Here is a 22,500-nt window from a genome sequence, read left to right as displayed (position 1 = left end):
TTTCACTGGTGTTTATTCAGGCTAAGGTAAAATTTGTGAGTTCTCTTGAGAGATCAAGAGTATTTCGAATTTTCGGCGAATGTCGTCTTCATAGTATAACCAGATTGCTTGGGGTTATATGGTCAAGTGAAGAAGCGCATACGGTGGATGCCTTGGCAGTCAGAGGCGATGAAAGACGTGGTAGCCTGCGAAAAGCTTCGGGGAGTCGGCAAACAGACTTTGATCCGGAGATGTCTGAATGGGGGAACCCACTTAACATAAGTTAAGTATCTTGCACTGAATACATAGGTGTAAGAAGCGAACCAGGGGAACTGAAACATCTAAGTACCCTGAGGAAAAGAAATCAACCGAGATTCCCTTAGTAGTGGCGAGCGAACGGGGACTAGCCCTTAAGTTGATTTGAGATTAGCGGAACGCTCTGGAAAGTGCGGCCATAGTGGGTGATAGCCCTGTACGCGAAAATCTCTTATCAATGAAATCGAGTAGGACGGAGCACGAGAAACTTTGTCTGAATATGGGGGGACCATCCTCCAAGGCTAAATACTACTGACTGACCGATAGTGAACTAGTACCGTGAGGGAAAGGCGAAAAGAACCCCGGAGAGGGGAGTGAAATAGATCCTGAAACCGTATGCGTACAAGCAGTGGGAGCCCACTTTGTTGGGTGACTGCGTACCTTTTGTATAATGGGTCAGCGACTTATATTCAGTGGCGAGCTTAACCGAATAGGGGAGGCGTAGCGAAAGCGAGTCTTAATAGGGCGTTTAGTCGCTGGGTATAGACCCGAAACCGGGCGATCTATCCATGGGCAGGTTGAAGGTTGGGTAACACTAACTGGAGGACCGAACCGACTACCGTTGAAAAGTTAGCGGATGACCTGTGGATCGGAGTGAAAGGCTAATCAAGCTCGGAGATAGCTGGTTCTCCTCGAAAGCTATTTAGGTAGCGCCTCGTGTATCACTGTTGGGGGTAGAGCACTGTTTCGGCTAGGGGGTCATCCCGACTTACCAAACCGATGCAAACTCCGAATACCAACAAGTGCGAGCACGGGAGACACACGGCGGGTGCTAACGTCCGTCGTGAAAAGGGAAACAACCCAGACCGTCAGCTAAGGTCCCAAAGTCATGGTTAAGTGGGAAACGATGTGGGAAGGCTTAGACAGCTAGGAGGTTGGCTTAGAAGCAGCCACCCTTTAAAGAAAGCGTAATAGCTCACTAGTCGAGTCGGCCTGCGCGGAAGATGTAACGGGGCTCAAACCATGCACCGAAGCTACGGGTATCACTTAGGTGATGCGGTAGAGGAGCGTTCTGTAAGCCTGTGAAGGTGAGTTGAGAAGCTTGCTGGAGGTATCAGAAGTGCGAATGCTGACATGAGTAACGACAATGGGTGTGAAAAACACCCACGCCGAAAGACCAAGGTTTCCTGCGCAACGTTAATCGACGCAGGGTTAGTCGGTCCCTAAGGCGAGGCTGAAAAGCGTAGTCGATGGAAAACAGGTTAATATTCCTGTACTTCTAGTTATTGCGATGGGGGGACGGAGAAGGCTAGGCCAGCTTGGCGTTGGTTGTCCAAGTTTAAGGTTGTAGGCTGACTGCTTAGGTAAATCCGGGCGGTTAAGGCTGAGAACTGATGACGAGTGCTCATTAGAGCGCGAAGTGGTTGATGCCATGCTTCCAAGAAAAGCCTCTAAGCTTCAGATAACTAGGAACCGTACCCCAAACCGACACAGGTGGTTGGGTAGAGAATACCAAGGCGCTTGAGAGAACTCGGGTGAAGGAACTAGGCAAAATGGCACCGTAACTTCGGGAGAAGGTGCGCCGGTGAGGGTGAAGCATTTACTGCGTAAGCCCATGCCGGTCGAAGATACCAGGCCGCTGCGACTGTTTATTAAAAACACAGCACTCTGCAAACACGAAAGTGGACGTATAGGGTGTGACGCCTGCCCGGTGCCGGAAGGTTAATTGATGGGGTTAGCTAACGCGAAGCTCTTGATCGAAGCCCCGGTAAACGGCGGCCGTAACTATAACGGTCCTAAGGTAGCGAAATTCCTTGTCGGGTAAGTTCCGACCTGCACGAATGGCGTAACGATGGCGGCGCTGTCTCCACCCGAGACTCAGTGAAATTGAAATCGCTGTGAAGATGCAGTGTATCCGCGGCTAGACGGAAAGACCCCGTGAACCTTTACTATAGCTTTGCACTGGACTTTGAATTTGCTTGTGTAGGATAGGTGGGAGGCTTTGAAGCGAGGACGCCAGTTCTTGTGGAGCCAATCTTGAAATACCACCCTGGCAACTTTGAGGTTCTAACTCTGGTCCGTTATCCGGATCGAGGACAGTGTATGGTGGGTAGTTTGACTGGGGCGGTCTCCTCCTAAAGAGTAACGGAGGAGTACGAAGGTGCGCTCAGACCGGTCGGAAATCGGTCGTAGAGTATAAAGGCAAAAGCGCGCTTGACTGCGAGACAGACACGTCGAGCAGGTACGAAAGTAGGTCTTAGTGATCCGGTGGTTCTGTATGGAAGGGCCATCGCTCAACGGATAAAAGGTACTCCGGGGATAACAGGCTGATACCGCCCAAGAGTTCATATCGACGGCGGTGTTTGGCACCTCGATGTCGGCTCATCACATCCTGGGGCTGAAGCCGGTCCCAAGGGTATGGCTGTTCGCCATTTAAAGTGGTACGCGAGCTGGGTTTAGAACGTCGTGAGACAGTTCGGTCCCTATCTGCCGTGGACGTTTGAGATTTGAGAGGGGCTGCTCCTAGTACGAGAGGACCGGAGTGGACGAACCTCTGGTGTTCCGGTTGTCACGCCAGTGGCATCGCCGGGTAGCTATGTTCGGAATAGATAACCGCTGAAAGCATCTAAGCGGGAAACTAGCCTCAAGATGAGATCTCACTGGGACCTTGAGTCCCCTGAAGGGCCGTCGAAGACTACGACGTTGATAGGTGGGGTGTGTAAGCGTTGTGAGGCGTTGAGCTAACCCATACTAATTGCCCGTGAGGCTTGACCATATAACACCCAAGCAATTTGCTTAATCGCAGATTGACGGTGTGAAGACGAAAGAACCGAAAATTCGCAACACACAAATTACCGAATCCGAAAAACACATACCCAATTTGGAGTAACGCGAAAGCGAGACTCCACCCGAATTGCTTGACGACCATAGAGCATTGGAACCACCTGATCCCATCCCGAACTCAGTAGTGAAACGATGCATCGCCGATGGTAGTGTGGAGTTTCTCCATGTGAGAGTAGGTCATCGTCAAGCTTAAATTCCAAACCCCTCATTCGCGCAAGCGAGTGGGGGGTTTGTTTTTGCGCCGAGAAAAGTTAGCACGCGCCTTGCGAAGAAGACCAACACCTGCGCCGCATAGGCTCCAGGCAACCAGTTGCTTCACGCTCCGCCATTAACTAGCAATTTAAAATGAAGATGCCGGGAGCTATGCGAACCAAGGTCACTGGGTTCGTACGTCAGCAGGACGCACACAAAACACCATCAACTTCATCGCACAACCAGCCCCACATCCAGTCTGAAAAGAAATAACACCGCAATCCACGCATAACCTTCTATTGCGTCTAGGATTGCCAGCAGCGACCCGTTAACTACGCGGCTGTTCGTTTAACCTGTCGGCAAAACCCTCTAGAGCTTTTTTCATGTCTGAAGTCGCAGATACCGGTGAAATTTCCGAAATGCCATTGGAGGCCCTGACCGCCTGCCATGAGTGCGATCTGTTGATGCTCAAACCCACGCTCCAGGTCGGTGAAAGTGCCCGTTGTCCGCGCTGTGGTTATGAGCTGCATATGAGCCGCCCTAAGGTGGTGAAGCGCAGCATGGCCTTGGTGATAGCAGCCCTGCTGCTGTATTTTCCCGCCAACTTCCTGCCGATCATGGAGCTCAGCCTGCTCGGCCAGAACAGCACCGACACTGTCTGGAGCGGTGTCCACGCCCTCTACGAATCCGGTATGCAAGGCGTAGCCGTCGTAGTATTTCTCGCCGCCATGGCCGTGCCATTGCTCAAACTGGTCTGCCAATTTCTGGTATTGCTTAGCATCCAGTTGAAATTCGGCCGCAGCTACGGCCTTCTGCTCTACCGCATTTATCACCATATGCGCGAGTGGGGCATGCTGGAGGTCTACCTGATGGGCACCCTGGTTTCGGTGGTGAAACTCATCGGTCTGGCGGATATATCCCTTGGCGTCGGTCTGGCCTGCTTCGTGTCTTTGCTACTGATTCAGGTCTGGTTGGAAGTGACCATGACGCCACATCAAATCTGGGAAGCGTTATCGGGAGAGGATGACCATGCGGGCCATTGATGCAGGCATTCTTGTGTGCCACGAGTGCCACCAATTGAACCGGGAAGAACCCGACACCCACAGTCAGTTCTGCACTCGCTGCGGCGGCACCGTGCACCCGCGTAAACCAAACAGCCTTACGCGTACCTGGGCATTGTTGCTGACCTCTGCCGTGCTCTACGTGCCCGCCAATCTGCTGCCGATCATGACAGTCAGCACGCTCGGCAAAGGCGAGCCCGACACCATCATGTCCGGTGTTATTGCTCTGGTGCAGTACGGCATGGTCCCTATCGCCGCCGTGGTCTTCGTGGCCAGCATCCTGGTTCCGACCTTCAAACTCGTAGGCATCGGCCTACTGCTCTACTCGGTCCAGCGCCGCCTGCCAATGTCGCCGCTGCAGCGCATCATCATGTACCGCTTTATTGAATGGATAGGCCGCTGGTCGATGCTCGACGTGTTCGTCATCGCCATTCTGGTGGCCCTGGTCAACTTCGGCAGCCTGGCCAGTATCGAACCCGGTTACGGCGCCGCCGCGTTTTGCAGTGTGGTAATTCTGACCATGCTGGCTGCATTAACCTTCGACCCGCGCTTGCTCTGGGACAACACCGAAACGGACGACGATGACAATGACTGACCTGCCCAAAGCCAAAATTCGCCCCGCCTCCAACTGGTCGGCCATCTGGGTGTTGCCGCTGATAGCGCTGCTGATCGGCGGTTGGCTGGCCTGGCGTGCCTATGATCAAGCCGGCATCGACATCCAGATCATCTTCGCCACCGGTGACGGTATTCAGGCCGGCAAAACCGAGGTGATCTACAAAGGCATGCCAGTCGGCAAGGTTAAAGGCCTGACCCTGGACGACACCGGCGGCCGCCGCGGTGTGATTGCCACCGTTGAAATGGACAAAGATGTCGAAAAATACCTGCGCACCAACACCCGCTTCTGGCTGGTCAAACCCAGCGTCAGCCTGGCCGGTGTAACGGGCCTGGAAACCCTGGTGTCCGGCAACTACATCACTGCCGCGCCGGGAGATGGCGAACCCGAGCGCAAGTTCACCGCATTGAACGAAGTGCCGCCGATTGCCGACTCCGTCCCCGGCCTGCACCTGACCCTCAAGGCCGAGCGCCTCGGCTCGCTGAACCGCGACAGCCCGGTGTTCTACAAACAGATTCAGGTCGGCCGGGTGAAGAGCTACAGCCTGGCCGCCGACCAGACCACCATTGAAGTGAAGGTGTTTATCGAGCCGCAGTACGCGCAACTGGTGCGCAAACACACGCGTTTCTGGAATGCCAGCGGCGTCACGGTGAGTGCCGATCTGGGTGGCTTCAAAGTGCGCACTGAATCGTTGGCCAGCATCGTGGCCGGCGGTATTGCATTCGCGACCCCCGAGCACCGTAAAGACAGCCCGCCCACCGATCCGACCATGCCGTTCCGCCTCTACGAAGACTTCGATGCCGCGCAAGTCGGCATCAAGGTGAACGTGAAACTCGCCGACTTCGAGGGCCTGCAGGCCGGTCGCACCCCGGTGATGTACAAAGGCATTCAGGTCGGCACGTTGAAAACCCTGAAGATCAACGACGACCTGGCCACCGCGTCAGCCGAGCTGGCAATGGACCCGCGTGGCGAAGACTACCTCGTTGAAGGCACCGAATTCTGGGTCGTCAAACCGGTTATTTCGTTGGCCGGCATCACCGGCATCGAAGCGCTGGTGAAGGGTAATTACATCGCCGTGCGGCCTGGAGAACGCCCTAATCCGCCCGCGCGCGACTTCGTGGCTCGCCTCAAGCCGCCGCCGCTCGACCTCAGCGCCCCCGGCCTGCACCTGGTACTCTACAGCGAGGTACTCGGTTCGTTGGAAGTCGGCAGCCCCGTGCTCTACAAACAGATCAAGGTCGGCACCGTGCAGAGTTATCAACTGGCCCGCGACCGCAAGCGCGTGGCCATCGGTGTGCACATCGAGCCTGAGTACGCCAACCTGGTAAACAACTCCACGCGCTTCTGGAACGCCAGCGGCATCACCCTCACCGGCGGCCTCTCGGGTGTCACGGTGAAAAGCGAGTCGCTGCAAACCTTATTGGCCGGCGGCATCAGTTTCGAAACGCCCGACCCTAAAGCGGCGCCGACCAAACGGGTACAGCGCTTTACCTTGCACACCGACCGTGAGGACGCGTTGCAGAAAGGCACGGTGATCAACATTCGCGTCGACTCCGGCGATGGCCTCAAACCCGGTACGCCCATCCGCTACAAAGGCATCGACCTGGGCAAAGTCGAAACCGTGGCCCTCACCGACGACCTGCAAGCCGTGCAACTGACTGCGCGCATTACCGAAGGCGCAGACAAGGTCGCCCGCGTCGGCTCGCAATTCTGGGTCGTAAAACCGGAGCTGGGCCTGATCCGTACCGCCAACCTCGACACCTTGGTCAGCGGCCAGTACCTGCAAGTGCAGCCGGCAGCCAAAGCCGTCACGCCGCAAACCAACTTTGTCGCGCTGAGTGAGCCGCCGGTGCTGACCACCCAGGAAAGTGGCCTGCGCTTGACTCTGAGCGCGCCGCGCCGTGGCTCCATCAAGGTGGACGTGCCTGTCACCTACCGCGAAGTGCAGGTCGGCAAAGTTACTGGCATTGAACTGGGTTCCACTGCCGACCGCGTGCTGATCCGCATCCTGATCGAACCGAAATACGCGACCCTGGTGCGCGGTGGCAGCCGCTTCTGGAGCGTCAGCGGGTTCTCGGTGGATTGGGGCCTGTTCAAGGGCGCCAAGGTACGCACGGAATCGGTTGAGTCGTTGCTGCAGGGCGGCATTGCGTTCGCCACGCCGGATGGTGAGCAGATGGGTGGGCCGGTGAAGCCGGAGCAGACGTTTGCGTTGAACGAAGAAGCCAATGATGAGTGGCTTAAATGGGCGCCGAAAATACCTGTGGGTAAATAAACAAAAGGGCCGCATTAGCGGCCCTTTTTGTTTGCATGTGTTGAATCCAGAAACGGTGCACCTGGATTCCCGCCTTCGCGGGAATGACGGAGGGGACGGGATGTCCTCCGTCGTCCTCGCGAAGGCGGGGACCCAGAATGTTGGACCGGCCGCGTTTTAAAATATTCTACGCCGGCTCAGTCTCCAGCCCAGCCTTCACCACCGGCTCATGCCGCCGAATATATTTCCAATCCGCCTCATCGATATAAATCCCGTTCGGCCCGCTGCCACCTTCCAGGTCGATGGCGATATGGGCGCTCACCTGCGGTTTCACGCTGGCCAGAATCGGCACAAAACCCAACTGCAGGCTGGTTTCTATCAGCGCCTGTTGGTTGCGTTCGTCGATGTCTGCCGCTTCGTCGAGGTAGTACGGCAGGCGTACCTTGCCGGCCTGGTCGCGGTCCATCAGGTGGAGCAACAAGTACATGTTGGTCAGCGCCTTGATGGTCATCGTGGTGCCGTTGGACGCGGCGCCGTCGATGTCGGTGTGCACAATCGGTTGGCCGCCGACCTTGGTGATTTCGAACGCCAGCTCGAACAGATCCTTGAGGCCCAACTGGTTGTGGTTGGCCGCTACCAGGCGCGCCAGGTATTCCTTGGCTTCCTCGTTGCGCACATCCTGATCGGCGGACTGATTGAGGTCGAACACGCTCAGCGTCTCGCCTTCTTCGTACTGGCCGGCGCTGTGGATGATCTGGTCGATATGCTTGAGCGCATCCTTGTTCGGCGCCAGCACAATGCGGAAGCTTTCCAGGTTGGAGACCTGGCGACGGTTGATCTCGCGGTTGAACAACGCCAACTGGTGTTCCAGGTTGTCGTAGTCGCTGCGGATATTGCGCAGGGTACGGGCGATATCGGTCACCGCCGCACGGCGTGCCTTGGCCAGAGTCAGCGCTTCGTCCTGACGGTGCGCATAGGCGTTCACCAGCAAGTGCAGGCGGCGCTCCACGTCGTCTTCGCTATCGAACTTGGCCACGCCCTTGAGGCGAATCTGCGCATACAGCGCGTCAATCTGCCCGTCGATGCGCTGCAGGCTTTGCCAGGCATCTTGGTAGTCATTGAGCAGGGGCAGCAGGTTTTCCAGCGAGTCGTCCACCGGATCCATAAACGGCGTGCCGAACGGCAGATTGGCGGGTAGCAGCTGACGGCGACGCAAGGCGTCTTCGAGCGTGCGCTCCTTGGCTTCCAGATCGGCCAGTTGGCGGCCGACCAGTTGCAACTTGGCCGACAACTGCTGAACCCGTTCGGTAAACGCATCACTGGCGCGCTTGAGGTCATCTTGCGCGGCTTCGGCCTGGGCCAACTGCTCCAGCTTGCCCGGTTCCTCCACGGCCAGGGTCTGGCTGCGGCGGAAGTCTTCCAGGGCTTTCTGTGCGTCCAGCACCTGGTTGTACAGGCTCTCGGCCTTAGCCTTGCTCGCGGCACGGTCCGACGCCACGCTCTGCTGGGTCTTGAGCTGTTTCAGCTCTTTCTCCAAACGTTCTTTCTGATCGCGCAACGCGGCGCGGTCGGCCAAGGCTTGCAGGGCCGGCGGCTCGATATGGCTGAGGTCGATGGAAAGGCCCGGCACTTCAAAGCGCTCGGCCTTGAAGCCGTCGAGAATCACCTCGAGCGATTTCACCCACTTGCCGTCTTCATCCAGGCCGATGCCATGCTCACCCAGCGGCAGGCTGAACAACGCGCCGTTGAACAAGCGCATCAGACGCTCGACATCCTGCTGACTGAACTCTTCACGCAAGCGCGCATAGCTGTTGTTGTCGGCATGTTCCAGTTGCTGGCGGACCGACTTCAGGCGTTTTTCCAGGTCGCGTAGACGCTCGTCGAGGTCTTCGCTGCTGAACTGCCGCGACTGCGCCAGGGCACCGGCCAGTTCATCGTGGGCATCCTTGGCGGCCAGCAGTTGCTGTTCCAGCACATGGGCGTTGTCGACCAGGGCAAAGCGCTGCTTGAGCACGCCGAACTCGCCGAGCCAGCGTTGAATCTCGCTGATCTCCCGTTCCAGACGCATCAGCTCCTGGGTGCCGCCGCGCTGGTTCTGTTGCAAACCGTCCTGCTCGCCACGGTAGTGCTCGGCCTGAATCACCAGCTCTTCACGGCGTGCGCCGGAATAGTCTTGCCATGCGCCGAGCAGGGAATCGAGCAGCGGCGAAATGCGGTGCAGCTTGCCGCGCAGCACTTCACGCTGCGCTACACCGGCACTCAAGGCCTCAACTAACGGCCCGGCCGCCACCAGCGACTGGTAGTCCGCTTCCATGCGGCGCACATCGCGGAAGGCTTCTTCACACGCGGCAATGTAATCAACGCTACCGGAACGCAGGCTGTGTTCGAAGGCATCGAGGAACAGCTGCTTGAGCTTGGCCGCGGTGATTTCGCGCATATGCAGCAGGTTGATAAACAGCGCGCGGAACGTCTTCAGGCTCTGCTCGCTGGTGGAGCGCAGTGGAATCAGGGTGAGGTCGAGCGGAATGGAGGTATGCCCGCCCACCAGCAAGCGCCGCAGTTCTTCGGGCTTGAGCTCGTAAGCCTTGATGTTCTCGCGCTCCAGATTGGCAAACAGCTCGCGTTGACGCAGGCAGGTGCCGTTCTTCTGGTAGTGCTCCAGGTGCAGCTCGCCGGCATAGGCGAAGAACTGGTGACCGAAGCCGCCACCGGGACCGCGACCGGCCACGCCAATCACGTGCGGGCCGTGGGGCAGGGAAACTTCCACGAGGATGTAGCTGGTGTCGCTGGCGAAGTAGAACTTGCGCGAGGCCTCGAGGCTGTATTTGCCGAAGCTCATATCCGACATACGCGCCAGAATCGGAAACTGCAGGGCGTTGATCGACGCACTTTTACCCAGGTTGTTGGCGCCGTACACCGACAGCGGCTGTTCCAGCGGGAACAAACCCAGGCTGTAACCGGCGGTGTTCAGCAGGGCAAAGCGGCGGATACCGTAGCGTTCCTGGCTCATGCATCGATCTCCTGATTGGCCCGTTCTTCAGCCAGGGCACGCGCCAGGGCTTCTTCTTCACTTTCTTCTTCGACAACCGGCAGCGGTGCGGCGGCAACCGGCAATACCGGAATGTCGTCATCGGTGTCGGTGTCGATCACCAGAATCTCGTCGCTGCTGTCGTCGTCCACCAGCGCCGGGGTCGGCAGCGGCAACACGCTGTGCAGGCTGGCCGCCAGGTCGCGGTCTTGCTGCACCGACAGGCACACATCGAGGAAGCGGTGCATCGGCGGCAGGAAGCGGTAGATGCCGTTGTCCTCGCTGGCAAAACCCAGCTGAGCCATGCGGCGCATCACTTTTTCTTCGAGCTCTTCCTGGGTGGTGACTTCGGCCTGCAAGAACAGGTCGCGGTATTTTTCCAGCAGCGGCGGCAGCTCATCGCGGCCCAGGCTGCCGCCGTCCAGCACGGCCAGCGGATCGCGGCCCTGATCGGCGAGGTGCTCCACCAGAATGAAGGTAAACAGCGCCAGACGCTGGGCGGTCTTGTTCACCTGGGCGCCCATCTGCTCGGGCACGAAGTAGTAGAAGCCGCGGGTGTCGCACACCAGCTCGTAACCCAGAGCGCGAAACAGCGCGCGGTAGGCGTCCTGCTGGTTGGACAGTTGGCTATACAGCTCGGCGTCGCGGTGGCTGACGTGGTAACCCTTGAACAGCTCGCGAAAGATCGGCGCCAGTTGGCTCAGTTCGGACAGGTCAATATTCATACACAGGATTCTTTAAAGAGGGCTACGGGCTCAAGCATGTTTGCTGGCCACCAAGGCAAACGAGCACAGGCTGACCTGGTGCTCGGCAGTGTGGTAATCGCGGCGTTCCAGGCGTTCGCGCTGGAAGCGGCCATCGCGCGACAGGCGCGAAAACCAGTACAGCAATTCGTCGGTGGCGCCGGTCGGCTCCTGCTCCAGCAGCCACACCATCAGGTCCGGCATCGGCAAGGCGCTGTGGCAGCGTTCAAGCATTTCCCGCGCAGTACGCGGCGCCTGGGGTGCTTCGCCCTTGCGGGTGCCACTGGCCTTGGGGAACTGCGTCGGCTTGGGCTCGAAGCGGGCCAAGGCATACACATAAGACTCCACCTGGCCGGTGGTGCCGAGGAACGTACTTTGCGGCCGAGTAAACAGCGGCAAGGCCGCTTGCGGCACCGCGTCCAACCCCTTGCGGCGAATGGCCGACAACGCCAGCGCGGCGCCACGGGTCACGGCGTTATGCCGGCGCGCTTCTTCACGCAGCGGCAACAGCAGCTCGCGAGCGCGGCGCAGGGTCAGTTGGGCGGTGGTCTGCATTTCCAGAATGCGCGCGTGGGTGCGCAGCAGCAGGTCGTCGTCCACCAACTGACCGAGGCGATGCTGCTCACTTAGCAGCTTCAACAGCACCTGTTCAACGCGGCGTACGCCTTGCTCGAAGGCGCCATCGGCGTTCACCAGCTGAATCATCGGCTCGACGTATTCGTCCCAGGTCGCCAGTACTTCGGCGTAGCGCTGACGCAGCGGAATCTGCCGGTCGCTGGTCTTGGCCCGATCGGCCACGCCGACCAGCGCCTGCTCGTCGTTGGCGAGCTTTTTCAGCACGTCGCGTACGCGCATATCCAGCAGGCGCAGCTGGCGAGCCAGGTCGTTGGCATCGCGGATTTCGAAGGCGTCCTGAATATAGCCAGCCAGGCGTTCGAGGTGGCGCAGGTAGGCTTCGATTTCCAGGCACAGGCCCAGGCGGTGTTCGCGGCGCAGGTAGGCGAGGAAGTCGTGGATCTGGGCGTTGAGCTCGAACCGGTTCGGGCTTTTGGCCACGGGCACCAGGATGTCGAGGCGAATCCAGATATCCAGCAGGTTGGTGATTTCGATGGGGGTGCTGTCCACCAGTTGCACGGCCAGTTGGGCACGCAACTCGATCAGGCTCATGGTGCCTTGGTCGAAGCGCTCGCAGAGCGGTTCGAGTAACGTCCAGTGTTCTGCGAGGGCGCGCAATACGCGCTTGGGCTCGATCATGTGCACTCGTTTCTTGGTTTGGGGTGGGGCAAAGGTCGCGATTGTACTGCATGAGGGAGATTGGGCTTTACTGTTGGTAGATCAAAGGCCTGGATCTGAGGTGGTCTTCATTACCGCATGTGCGGAGCGTTTATTTCGCGCCTTACGCGCGAGTCACTTTTAGCATTGCCCTAAAAGTAACCAAAAGGTCTAGCCCCCGGCATACGGCCCTTCGCTTCGCTGCGGGTTCCCTCCTTCCGGCACTGCTCCGGGGGCACGTCACGACGGGCCGTCCCTGGCCCATCGTTCCTTTCGCGGCATCCTTGCCGCTCAACCCCCTACGCAGTACCTCCACTCGGCCTCCTGAAGGTGCGGGGTAGATCAAAAGCCAGATCAAAAGCCCCTCACCCCAACCCTCTCCCGCAGCGGGAGAGGGGGCCTGACCGCATGAGGTCGTCATTCAAACGTCACCCCTCGCCCGCGCGCGGGAGAGGGGCCGGGGGAGAGGGCTTTTGATCTTGATCTACCGCTTGTGATCTACCCGCCCCTTTAGCGCCAGGCCGAGCGGAGTCGTTGCGTAAGGGGTCGTAGCGGCCGGGAGCCGCGGAGAGGGATGGGGCCATGGATGGCCCTCAGCCCGGCCCCTGGAGCAGCGACGTAGCGAGGGAAGTTTTCACGCAGTGAAAACCCCAGGTGGGGGCTAGACCTTTTGCTTACTTTTAGGGCAATGCTAAAAGTAAGTCGCGCGTAAGGCGCGAAACAAAAACGCCCAGCACCGCGCAAATGAATACCCCCACAGCCCCAACGCCAGCGCTAAAACACGTCCCCACCGACCACAGCCCTCCAAAAAAAGTGACCAATTTCGGCAGTTTACGCCCCGCCAGCGAACCCATGTTTCAACCCCGTTACCGTTCCAGCCAGCATTTCAAGTACTTGAATCGCTTGGCATGTTTTCTGCGATGGGTTGGCATCCGCAATTTCTGGAACGCCCATGCCCGCCGACCCGCCGCCTATGCCCAAGCCCGCTGGGACGAGTTGGAACGCCAAAGCGATCTCGACTGGGACCTGGACGCCATCACCGACCGCCGTGAAGCCGTGGCCTTTTTGCAGCGCTTTGAAAACCGCCTGTGCATCTATTCCAGCTACGTCGAAAAGCTCTACAGCAACTACAGCTTCGTGGTGCCGGAAAACGAGGAGGGCAGCATCACCATCCTCCCCGATGAACAGGCCTGGCACGACACCTTCAACGACGTCCCGGCCGACGCCGTGGAACCCACCGGCCCATATCCTGCCCGGCGAAACCATGGGGTACACCGGGCTGTACCTGAAGATTCCCGGCGAACACCGCTTGGTGGCCTCCAAGGAATTGCCGTTTCAGGAAGGCCTGAAGCTGCTGATTCAACGCTACCAGGCCAAGGGCGAAACCTTTCTGCCGGTGTTGATAAAAGGCGACTTGCGCGAGTACGAAGCGCGTATGCCGTCCTGCACTTGCACCGCATCAACCCGGCCAAGCTGGCCAACAGCTCCAAACTCAGCGTCGACGCCATCAAAGGCGCGATTGCCGATCACCTGATCGCGCTGTTTCGTCAGCACTAAGTCATTCTTTCGGGGTGGCGTTACGCCAGTGTGTTCTTGCGTAACAGTCGCCCGCACCCCGCTCCGATTTCTCCTCTGCAAACTCGACTATGGGTCGGGTGTGTTGCTGCCGAGGTTCTTATAGTGATGCCGTGGATTCATGCCGCGCCTGCGCGCCCATGGGTCTGGCCACAATAAGAATAAGGAATCACCATGCGCTCGCCCCGTAGCCTTGCCGCACTTGGTCAATTTGCTCTGCTCACACACCCAGCTCTGCTGGCGGCTCCGCCCAGGCCAAGCTGGAGGCTTGGCCGATAGCGAGCTCTCGAATGTCACTGGGCAGGCGTTTATCAACCTGACCACCGACGCCAATGCCGGCATCAACTACACGCGGTCAATCTTGGGGTCAACCTCGACACCCAGCTGAATATGAAAAAGCTCCAGCTCGGCCAGTACAACGACGCCACCACGCGGCCGGTGAAGTGGCGGGCTCCTCCGACATCCTGATCAACAAACTCGCTCTCGGCACTGTAATGCCGACGACAGCATCAATGCCTTCCAAATCGCCAACCCCTTATCGAACTGGCCTACGAGGGCAACAAGGTGGTCGGCGTGCGCATTGGGTTTGGCGAGGCCAAGGGAACGTTGTCCGGCGATATCGCCAGCCTCACCGGCAACGTGCCGGTGCATATCAAGGGCAGTGGTCAGGCGATTTACGATGTGGCGAACGTGGGCCAGAAACTGATTTTGGGCATTGGCGGCATCTACACCAGCAGTACGCTAGAAGCTGATGCGCAGCTGGTGAACAGCAGCGGCGCAGCCGACCCGGTGCGTGGTACCCAGGCCGGCATCAAGAATGGCGATGGCCTGACCTGCACCAGCGGTTGCGCGCCACTGATCACCGATGTTGCGCTGGGCATCATCAAGTCCAACGGCTGCGGCCTGCTGGGCATTCAAACCTGCTTTAACCTTGACCAGTTCAAGTCGCTGCCGGTGGGCAATATGGGGGTTGCCGACGTGGCCGGCACCGCCGCCATCGAAGGGGCGACCAAGGGTTTTTTCATCTCGCTGCAAACCAAGGATGTGGCCTGGCGCGACCTGGACAGCAACACCTTTATGACCGCCCTCAAAGGCGCGTTCATGAACATGCCCAAGTACAAAGACGCCAACGGCAATATGGTTTCGCCGATCAATATCGACTTCAACCAGGCCTTCAACGGTATCCCGCGGCAAGACACTTGCCTGGGCGCCGCGACCTCAGGTGCTGAGATGAACGCCTCGTTGCTGTTGGCCGGCTTGGCGCTGTTGGGCGCCAGTAGCCTGGCCCAGGCTGAGATGCTGGCCCTGGATGATCAGGAATTGTCGGGCGTGCAGGGTGCCGGTTTTGGTTTTGTGCTGGAAAACATCTGCTCGATGCCAACAACTCCACCATCACCATCAACGACATCACCAACGGCAGCGGCCAGAACGTGCCGATTTCGGTGAAAGAGTTTTACCTGGGCGCCACTGGCAGCAACAAGGGCGCCAACCTCAACCCGGTGACCATCGGCCGTTTGAGCTCGCCCTTCACCCTGGACCTGAACAAAGGCGAAAACCTGCGCACCCTGCGTGACGACGGCGTGTGGGTACAAACCACGCCAAGTAACGTAGCGGTACTGGCCCTGACCTTTCCCGAGCGCCTCACCGGCACCGCCGGGCAAGCCTGTATTTCCGGTTATGCCGGGGCCGGTAGCAACTGCTCAAGCCGCGCCAGCGAGAAGGCCGACATCGGCATTCGTTTTGACTTTCAGGTCGCCGCCGGGCGCACCGATATTCTTAATATCGACATCGCCGAGCTGGCCATGGACGGCTCGTACCTGCGCCTGTGGGGCGATAGTGCGCGTAGCCAACTGGTCGGCGAAATGCGCCTGAACCTGTATGCCAAGAGCCTGACCGTGATGTCGTGCGCTGCCGGCGCCACCAACTGCACCACCGCCGCCGAGCAAGAGGCGCGCACCATTACCGCCACCAACACCTACGCCAATATTTCCCTCGGCTACGGCAAAACCCAGCCACTGCTGTTCGACGTCAACAGCAACGGCCAATTCACCCTGGAACTGCCCAATCCCACGGCGGGCGGCACCACGGCGGCCCAGCGCGATGCCTTGGCTACCGATTTCTACGCCAACGCGCCGCGCACCAACCTCATCATCGACAACTTGAAGGTGGGCAGCGGCAACTACTCCACCGGCGGTTACAACTTCGGCTACAACGCGATTCAAGGCCTGACCATTAATTACCTGAAGGTGACCAGTCATGACCTTTAGACGCATCGAGTGGTTCTTTTTGTGGATCGCGCTGTTGCTCCCAGCACTGGCCCACAGCGAATTGCAGCCCATGGCCGACGACGCCCTGAGCGCCACCAGCGGGCAAGGTGGGGTGTACCTGTCGGGTGACTTCAGCATCAACAAAAGCGGCGGCGTGCTGTGGACCACCCCCACCAGCAACACCCCCAGCACCTGGACCGCCAACCAACGCAGCTGCGCCACCCTTGGCGCCACCTCGCCGGAAGACTGCGGCATGCGCATCGCCATTCGCGCCGAAGCGGCCGGTGGCTGGTACGTGCTGGACAATATGAAAGGCATTTTCAGCTTCGACGGCCTGACGCTACGTACACGTTTTATCGACAGCGGCTTCAACGGCGATGGCACGGCCTTCAACCAGGACACCCTGGAATTCGGCCTGCCCAACGAAATGAAATTCCAGGACGCGCGCTTTACCTTCGCCGTGGCCAACCAGGGCGGCTGGCGCAACAAGGCCGGCACCGCGGCCAATGCGGGCGATGCGACCTACCAACAGACCAATATTTTCTCGGCGAAGATCGACGGCAGCATTCGTATGCAAGGCAACGTGCTGGTCTTTCCAAAGAACTGAGGAGCAAGTCGATGCACAGAAATCTGCTGCTATTGCCACTGCTCTGTTTCAGTTTGCCGAGCCTGGCTATGCAGGCGCTGGACGACGACAGCCTGGCCAGCGTCAATGGCCAGTCCGGCATCAGTATGGAAATCAGCGGCGGCGGCTGGTCGGCCAGTAACGTCAGCTACAGCGAGGACGGCAAAACCCTGGCGGTCAAAGACATCAGCAACCGCCCGGCCAGCGGCAGCACGGCCACCTCCACCACCAAGATCGATGTGGTCGGCAACCAGATGGTGGTCGAGCACAAAGCCAGCCCGCAGGTGCTTGCCGTCAACAACGTGGAAATGGCTGGCAGCAGCAACAGCTTCGGCAGCTTTCGCGCCTTTTACACCCTCGGCGCGACTCTGAAAATCAAGGGCGGCGGCGCCAGTGGCGTAAGCGGCATCGGCCTGGATGACAGCAAGCTGTCGCTCACCGACGTCACCTTCTACTACCGCGACAACGGCTACGACCTGATCGTCAACGGCATGTCGTTCGACGCCTACCTCAACTCCGCCTATGTGGACATCGTCAACGGCGGCAGCGGCAAGGAAGTCAAACTCGACCTTGGCAGCTCACGGCTGGTGGCCAACATCGGCGGCATTAGCCTCGACCTCGCCCACAGCGATGCCGTGGCCGGCGTGCCGGCTACCCCAACAGCGCCAGACACCCGCGACCCCAATTACAACAAAAGCTTCGGCAGCCTGAATCTCGACCTGCGCCTGGGCGGCAGCCTGAGCATCGGCAGTGGCGGCGCTAGCGGCCAGGGCATTCGGATTCGGCCTAACCTCACCATTACCAACAGCCTGTTTCAGTACAAGGACGACGGTGTGTTGCGCGCGGAAAATTTCTCCGGCGTGCTGAGCAGCACCAACGGCCTGACCCTGGACTTGGCGAGTGACACCACGGGGAATTACGTACAGGTGAAATTCCCCGACCTGCGCCTGAACGCCACCCTCGGCGGGTTGATCATCGGCAACGCCAGCAACCAGAAACTCGGCAGCCTGGGCATCGACCTCAACTTTCTCGATGACGGCGCCAAACAGAACTGGCTGAAACTGCGCCCCGGTGGCGACCCCAACTCCGGCCTCAAAGGCATTACCGCCGACGTCAGCTGGAATATGGTCAACAGCTCCGTGTCGCTCACCGATAACGGCAACAGCATGTGGTTCAGCGGCCTGCGCACCAACGGCACCGGGCAGGTGACCCTCGACGTGACCAAAAGCTGCGCGGCCGGCGCCAGCACCGGCTGCTACGCGGGCACCCAGAGCGACATGAGCAAGGGCAACTACAACGGCCACTTTGATGGGCTGCGTCTGGGCCTGAACAACGTCAAAGGTAGCTACAGCTTCGACGGCCTGCGGGTCGGCAGCGCGACCTCGCCGCTGCAGGGCGGCACCGAGTTGCTGGTGCTGATGGAAATCTTCCCGGCCTACGACTTCACCATGAATGGCCAATTGACCATTCAGCCGGGAGGCAACGTCGGCAGCGGTGTGCGTTACAACGCCGACTTCTACGTAACCGAAGCGCGCGCCGCGATCACCGTCGATGAAACCGGTAAAGGCCTGTGGCTGTCGGGCACCAGCTACGACATGCACTTTCGCGACGGCACCCTGGATATCAGCAGCGGCGCCGCGGGCGAGAAGGGCGGTGTGGAACTGCGCAAGGGCACGTACTGGTCCAAGCTCGACGTCAGCGACGTGCGCTGGGGCGACCGCGCCACCGGCACCAGCCTCGGTCGCATCATGCTCAAACGCTATGAGCAGGGCTCGACCCTGGCGTTGAGTTCCGGCGGCGCGGGCGCCTTGTGCGTCGGCGGCAGCGGCGCCACGGCCAGCGCGTGCGGTTCCAGCGGCGGGCGTTGGGAAGACCGCGGCAATGAAGGGGTGTCGGTGAAACTGAAAAGCGTGTTTGTGCGCGACACCGCCATCGACAGTTCGGTGAACGGCGTGGCCACCGACGAAAAACGCAACCAGGTGCTGTGGGAAACCAACCGCACCGGCGGCAACGGCACCGGCGCGCAACTGGTGATCGACAACTTCTCCACCTCCGATGGCGACCCCAATAACCCCAACGCCAACACCTACGGCGTAAATGCCGACCTCAACCTCGATGTGGCGCCGACCAAAGTGAAAGTGAAAGTGAAAAGCGGCGCCAATGCCGGCACCAACGTGACGCCGGACCCGCTGGGGTTTGCCGTGAACGGGCGGATTACGTTCAAGGAAGTGAACGTGGATCGGCTGCAGAACGTGCACCCCACCGGCGGAGCGGTGACCGCCATGTATGGCATCAAGGCGCAGAATGCCGACATTCGGGCGAATTTGACGGCTACGCCGATTAATTAGCCCGAATAAGCGCGGTTTTTTTGTAGGAGCCAGCTCGCTGGCGAACCCTGGAAAAGGAATTCGCGACCAAGGTCGCTCCTACAGTAACTGTGCAATCCTCCCTTTCCCCCTACCCATCTTTGCGGCGACAATCGCCCCCTTTCTCGCGTCAATCACACAGCCCAAGGGCCTGCGTGTGGAGCCTAAATGATCACCGAACTGCGCCGCCGCGCTTATCTGAACGCTATGCAGGTCGCCAACTGGCTGCCGCGCGTGGCGCTGCCGTTCGCTGCGCCGTCGCGCCCGGAGCTGCTTGAGCCGCTGGAAGCCGAGCCGCAACCGGTTGCCCTGGCGCCCGTGCCAGAGCCCGTTGTAGCAGCGCCGCCGGTTGCCGAGCCCATCGCGCCCACCGTCAGCGAACGGCCAAAAATCGAAGTGCCACGCCCGACCTCCCGCGTCGAGGCCAAGCCGCAGCCGGTAGCCAGCGACGAAGAAACCCCTGCCGCTCCCGTCAAAGTCGCTGCCGTACCGCCGCCGCGTTTCAGCCTGCAACTGCTGCGTGCCGGCTCCTGCGTGATTCTCGCTGAGTTATCCACAGGCGAACCCTTTGCCGCTCGCGATCCCGCCTACCTGTTACTCAAGGATCTGCTGCGCGCCGCCGGCCTGCCCGACAGCCCGCAAATTCTCGGTGAGCCGGTGCGCTGGCCGTTGCTGGCGCGCGGCACTATGGATCAGGGCCCGCAAGCCGCATTGGAATACGTACAAGGGTTTCTGATGGCCCGCCTGGAAGAAGCCGAGGACTGCAAATGCCTGTGGCTGGTCGGCCTGCCGGCGATTCGTTTTGCCGGCGAGGCGGATGCCGAGGCCTATAACCGTGAATTGCAGGTCGAAGGTCTGGGCGCTGCCTGGGCGTTGCCGAGCCTGGAATTGTTGATGGACGAGCCGGCGCGCAAAGCGCCGCTCTGGCAGGCGATGCAACGTGTGATGCGCCGCTGGCAGACAGGAGCCGAGTCGCTGCATGAATGACGCCGTTACCTTCCGCCCGATGACCGAGGCGGACCTCGATGAAGTTGTCCAGATCGAATGCGCCGCCTACAGCCACCCCTGGTCGCGCAAGCTGTTCCACGACGGCCTCAGCAGCTACGACTGCTGGGTGATGTTCGAAGGCGAGCGCCAGGTTGGCCACGCCATCCTGAGTGTGATCATCGACGAAGCGCACCTGCTCAATATTGCCATTGCACCCCACGGCCAAGGCCGCGGCCTGGGCCTGCAACTGCTGGAGCGCATCATGCAGCGCGCGCTGGAATTGAAGGCCGGCGAATGCTTTCTGGAAGTGCGCGCCAGCAACCTCTCGGCCTACCGCCTGTACGAGCGTTACGGCTTTAACGAAATCGGCCGGCGGCGCGATTACTACCCGGCGCCGGGTGGCCGCGAAGACGCCTTGGTGATGGCCTGCACGCTGTTCGATTAAGCCCTGTTTTCGATTTTTTGGTACTCGCGTACTCTCTGGCCCCATAACCATAAAAAAGGAACTGGGGCATGGGCGATACCGATGTGATTGTGGTCGGCGCGGGCATTTCCGGCCTGACCGCCGCCTGGCGTCTGGCCCAGGCCGGCCAGCGCGTTACCGTGCTGGAGGCCAATGACCGGGTTGGCGGGCGAACCCTCAATCACCGCTTTGCCAGCGGCGAAGTGGCCGAAGTCGGCGGCCAGTGGGTCGGTCCCACGCAAGACCGCATTCTTGCCCTGCTCGGCGAACTCAAGCTCGACACCTTTCCCACCTGGAACCTGGGCAACAACCTGACCCTGTTCGGCGGCCGGCTCAAACCCTACCGCGGCACCATCCCCAAATTCGCGCCCCATGTGCTGCTGGATATCGGCCAGGCGCAATGGCGGCTGGACCGTCTGGCGCAACAGATCGACCTCGATGACCCCAGCCGCCATCCCAAGGCGCCGCTGTGGGACAGCATGACCTTCGCCGAATGGCTTCGTCGTCAGGTGAAAACCGCCCAGGCGCGCACGGTATTCGACCTGGCCAGCGCCGCCGTTTTTGCCGCCAAACCCCACGACCTGTCGTTTCTGCACGTGCTGTTCTATATCAAGAGCGGCACCAACCTCGACACTCTGCTGGGTGTGGATAAAGGCGCGCAGCAAGACCGTGTCGTCGGCGGCTCGCAACGCATCTGTGAGGAACTGGCGCAGCGGCTTGGTGACGCCGTACAGCTTTCGCAGCCGGTGCGTGCCGTGAAGCAAAGCAGCGAGCACGTCGAGCTGATCACCGACCAAAGCATCCACCGGGCCAAGCGAGTGATTTTTGCCGTGCCGCCGACCATGCTGCTGCGCATTACCCAGGAACCGCTGCTGCCCGGCTGGCGCGATCAGTTGTTGCAACGCTTGCCGCAAGGCGCGGTGATCAAGTGCATGGCGATGTACGAGACGCCGTTCTGGCGTGAGCGCGGGTTGTCTGGCCAGGCCACCAGCGAAGTCGGCCCGGTGCGCCTGACCTTCGACAACAGCGTGCCCGGTTCCAGCAAGGCGTGCTGATGGGCTTTATCGAAGGCGATGAAGCGCGGCAGTGGAGCAGCCGCGACGAAGGCGAACGGCGCGCCGAAGTGCTGGCCTGTTTCGCCCGCTACTACGGCGACCAGGCCCTGCACCCCGTGGAGTATGTGGATAAGTGCTGGGCCGACGAGCCGTTTGCCCGGGGCTGTTACGCCGCGTTCTTCCCGCCGGGCGTATGGGGCAATGGCGCGGCGCGCTTGCGTGAGCCCAACGGCCGCGTGCATTTCGCCGGCACGGAAACCGCCACGCGCTGGATGGGTTATTTCGACGGCGCCGTGCAAGCCGCCGAGCGCGCCGTGGCCGAGGTGCTGGCGCTGACTTGATTGGCTACAGGGGCCGGCGCGTTCGGTCGCTGTGACGAGGGCTGGGCTCGCCCATACTTTGCGCCGGCCAGTGTTGGGCTTCGCTGCGCTCAACCCAACCTACACGCCGAGGTAGGTTGGGTTGAGCGCAGCGAAGCCCAACGATCGAACCACGAATAAGGACCTGTTCATGCACCTGCTCCGCCCCCTGCTTGTTGGCCTGCTGCTGACCTCGACACTGGCCACCGCCGCCCCGCGCGATTTCACGATTCTGCACACCAACGACTGGCAATCACGCCTGCTCGGTTTTGGTCCCAACAACGAATACACCCCGGCCACCGTCAACGACGACGGCACCGTCGGCGGTGTGGCGCGTCTGGCCACCCTGGTAAAAGAGCGCCGCGCGGCGGCCGGTGAACAACCGTTGCTGTTGCTCGATGCCGGCGACTTCACCATGGGCACGCTGTTTCACACCATCACCCGCGAAGCCGGTGGCGAGCTGCGCCTGATGAGTGAAATCGGTTACGACGCCCAACCCTCGGCAACCACGAATTCGACTTCCGCCCCATGGGCCTGGCCGCCATGCTCACCGCCGCCAGCA

General features: G+C 60.1%; 12 protein-coding genes, 2 rRNA genes and 3 pseudogenes. 14 read left to right on the top strand and 3 right to left on the bottom strand.

Annotation, left to right across the window (positions count from 1 at the left end; all coding sequences use genetic code 11):
• Positions 1-120: 120 nt before the first annotated feature.
• The 5 genes from AC0V2S_RS18100 (at position 121) to AC0V2S_RS18080 (ending at position 7,219) form a co-directional block, all read left to right on the top strand.
• Positions 121-3,010: ribosomal RNA gene (locus AC0V2S_RS18100) — 23S ribosomal RNA — on the top strand.
• Positions 3,011-3,151: 141 nt separating this feature from the next.
• Positions 3,152-3,267 (top strand): 5S ribosomal RNA (gene rrf, locus AC0V2S_RS18095).
• 386 nt (positions 3,268-3,653) lie between these two features.
• Positions 3,654-4,313 carry a paraquat-inducible protein A gene (locus AC0V2S_RS18090; protein WP_475510940.1) on the top strand — a complete coding sequence of 220 codons (660 nt, stop codon included), beginning with the start codon at positions 3,654-3,656 and terminating at the stop codon, positions 4,311-4,313.
• Positions 4,300-4,926: a paraquat-inducible protein A gene (locus AC0V2S_RS18085; RefSeq protein ID WP_475510939.1), complete on the top strand. Its 627-nt coding sequence runs from the start codon at positions 4,300-4,302 to the stop codon at positions 4,924-4,926. The genes AC0V2S_RS18090 and AC0V2S_RS18085 overlap by 14 nt, the downstream gene beginning before the upstream one ends.
• Positions 4,919-7,219 carry a PqiB family protein gene (locus AC0V2S_RS18080; protein ID WP_475510938.1) on the top strand — a complete coding sequence of 767 codons (2,301 nt, stop codon included), beginning with the start codon at positions 4,919-4,921 and terminating at the stop codon, positions 7,217-7,219. The genes AC0V2S_RS18085 and AC0V2S_RS18080 overlap by 8 nt, the downstream gene beginning before the upstream one ends.
• A 166-nt stretch (positions 7,220-7,385) precedes the next feature.
• Here the strand turns inward: AC0V2S_RS18080 and mksF are convergent, their stop codons facing one another.
• The 3 genes from mksF to mksB are packed head-to-tail and all read right to left on the bottom strand — an operon-like array spanning position 7,386 to position 12,223.
• The gene (gene mksF / locus AC0V2S_RS18075) at positions 7,386-10,208 is read right to left on the bottom strand and encodes an Mks condensin complex protein MksF (RefSeq protein ID WP_475510937.1); all 2,823 of its coding nucleotides are present in this window, start codon (positions 10,206-10,208) and stop codon (positions 7,386-7,388) included.
• A complete protein-coding gene (gene mksE, locus AC0V2S_RS18070; RefSeq protein ID WP_475510936.1) occupies positions 10,205-10,951 on the bottom strand; it encodes an Mks condensin complex protein MksE in 747 nt (248 codons plus the stop codon). The genes mksF and mksE overlap by 4 nt, the downstream gene beginning before the upstream one ends.
• Before the next feature lie 30 nt (positions 10,952-10,981).
• The gene (mksB, locus tag AC0V2S_RS18065) at positions 10,982-12,223 is read right to left on the bottom strand and encodes an Mks condensin complex protein MksB (RefSeq protein ID WP_475510935.1); all 1,242 of its coding nucleotides are present in this window, start codon (positions 12,221-12,223) and stop codon (positions 10,982-10,984) included.
• Between the two features lie 870 nt (positions 12,224-13,093).
• Between mksB and AC0V2S_RS18060 the strand changes: the two are divergent.
• From AC0V2S_RS18060 to AC0V2S_RS18020, 9 genes and pseudogenes are all read left to right on the top strand, one after another.
• Positions 13,094-13,798: pseudogene (locus AC0V2S_RS18060) on the top strand (hypothetical protein).
• 1,248 nt (positions 13,799-15,046) lie between these two features.
• Positions 15,047-16,083, top strand: a pseudogene (locus AC0V2S_RS18055) (hypothetical protein).
• Complete coding sequence (locus tag AC0V2S_RS18050) at positions 16,073-16,690, top strand: hypothetical protein (RefSeq protein WP_475510934.1); 618 nt, start codon at positions 16,073-16,075, stop codon at positions 16,688-16,690. Before AC0V2S_RS18055 ends, AC0V2S_RS18050 begins: the two are co-directional and overlap by 11 nt.
• 11 nt (positions 16,691-16,701) lie before the next feature.
• Positions 16,702-19,056: a DUF6160 family protein gene (locus AC0V2S_RS18045; protein WP_475510933.1), complete on the top strand. Its 2,355-nt coding sequence runs from the start codon at positions 16,702-16,704 to the stop codon at positions 19,054-19,056.
• A gap of 186 nt (positions 19,057-19,242) precedes the next feature.
• A complete protein-coding gene (locus AC0V2S_RS18040) occupies positions 19,243-20,061 on the top strand; it encodes an energy transducer TonB (RefSeq protein WP_475510932.1) in 819 nt (272 codons plus the stop codon).
• On the top strand, positions 20,054-20,506 hold the full coding sequence (gene rimI / locus AC0V2S_RS18035) for a ribosomal protein S18-alanine N-acetyltransferase (RefSeq protein WP_475510931.1): 453 nt from the start codon (positions 20,054-20,056) through the stop codon (positions 20,504-20,506). Before AC0V2S_RS18040 ends, rimI begins: the two co-directional genes overlap by 8 nt.
• Before the next feature lie 68 nt (positions 20,507-20,574).
• Positions 20,575-21,579, top strand: a complete 1,005-nt coding sequence (locus AC0V2S_RS18030; RefSeq protein ID WP_475510930.1) for a flavin monoamine oxidase family protein — start codon at positions 20,575-20,577, stop codon at positions 21,577-21,579.
• Positions 21,579-21,920: a flavin monoamine oxidase family protein gene (locus AC0V2S_RS18025; protein ID WP_475510929.1), complete on the top strand. Its 342-nt coding sequence runs from the start codon at positions 21,579-21,581 to the stop codon at positions 21,918-21,920. Before AC0V2S_RS18030 ends, AC0V2S_RS18025 begins: the two co-directional genes overlap by 1 nt.
• A 169-nt stretch (positions 21,921-22,089) precedes the next feature.
• Positions 22,090-22,500: pseudogene (locus tag AC0V2S_RS18020) on the top strand (hypothetical protein); the annotation flags it as partial.

This window comes from Pseudomonas sp. CC11G (genome assembly GCF_056174845.1).
The sequence above is the reverse complement of the archived record's forward strand: the minus strand, read 5'-3'. Positions and strand labels throughout refer to the sequence as shown.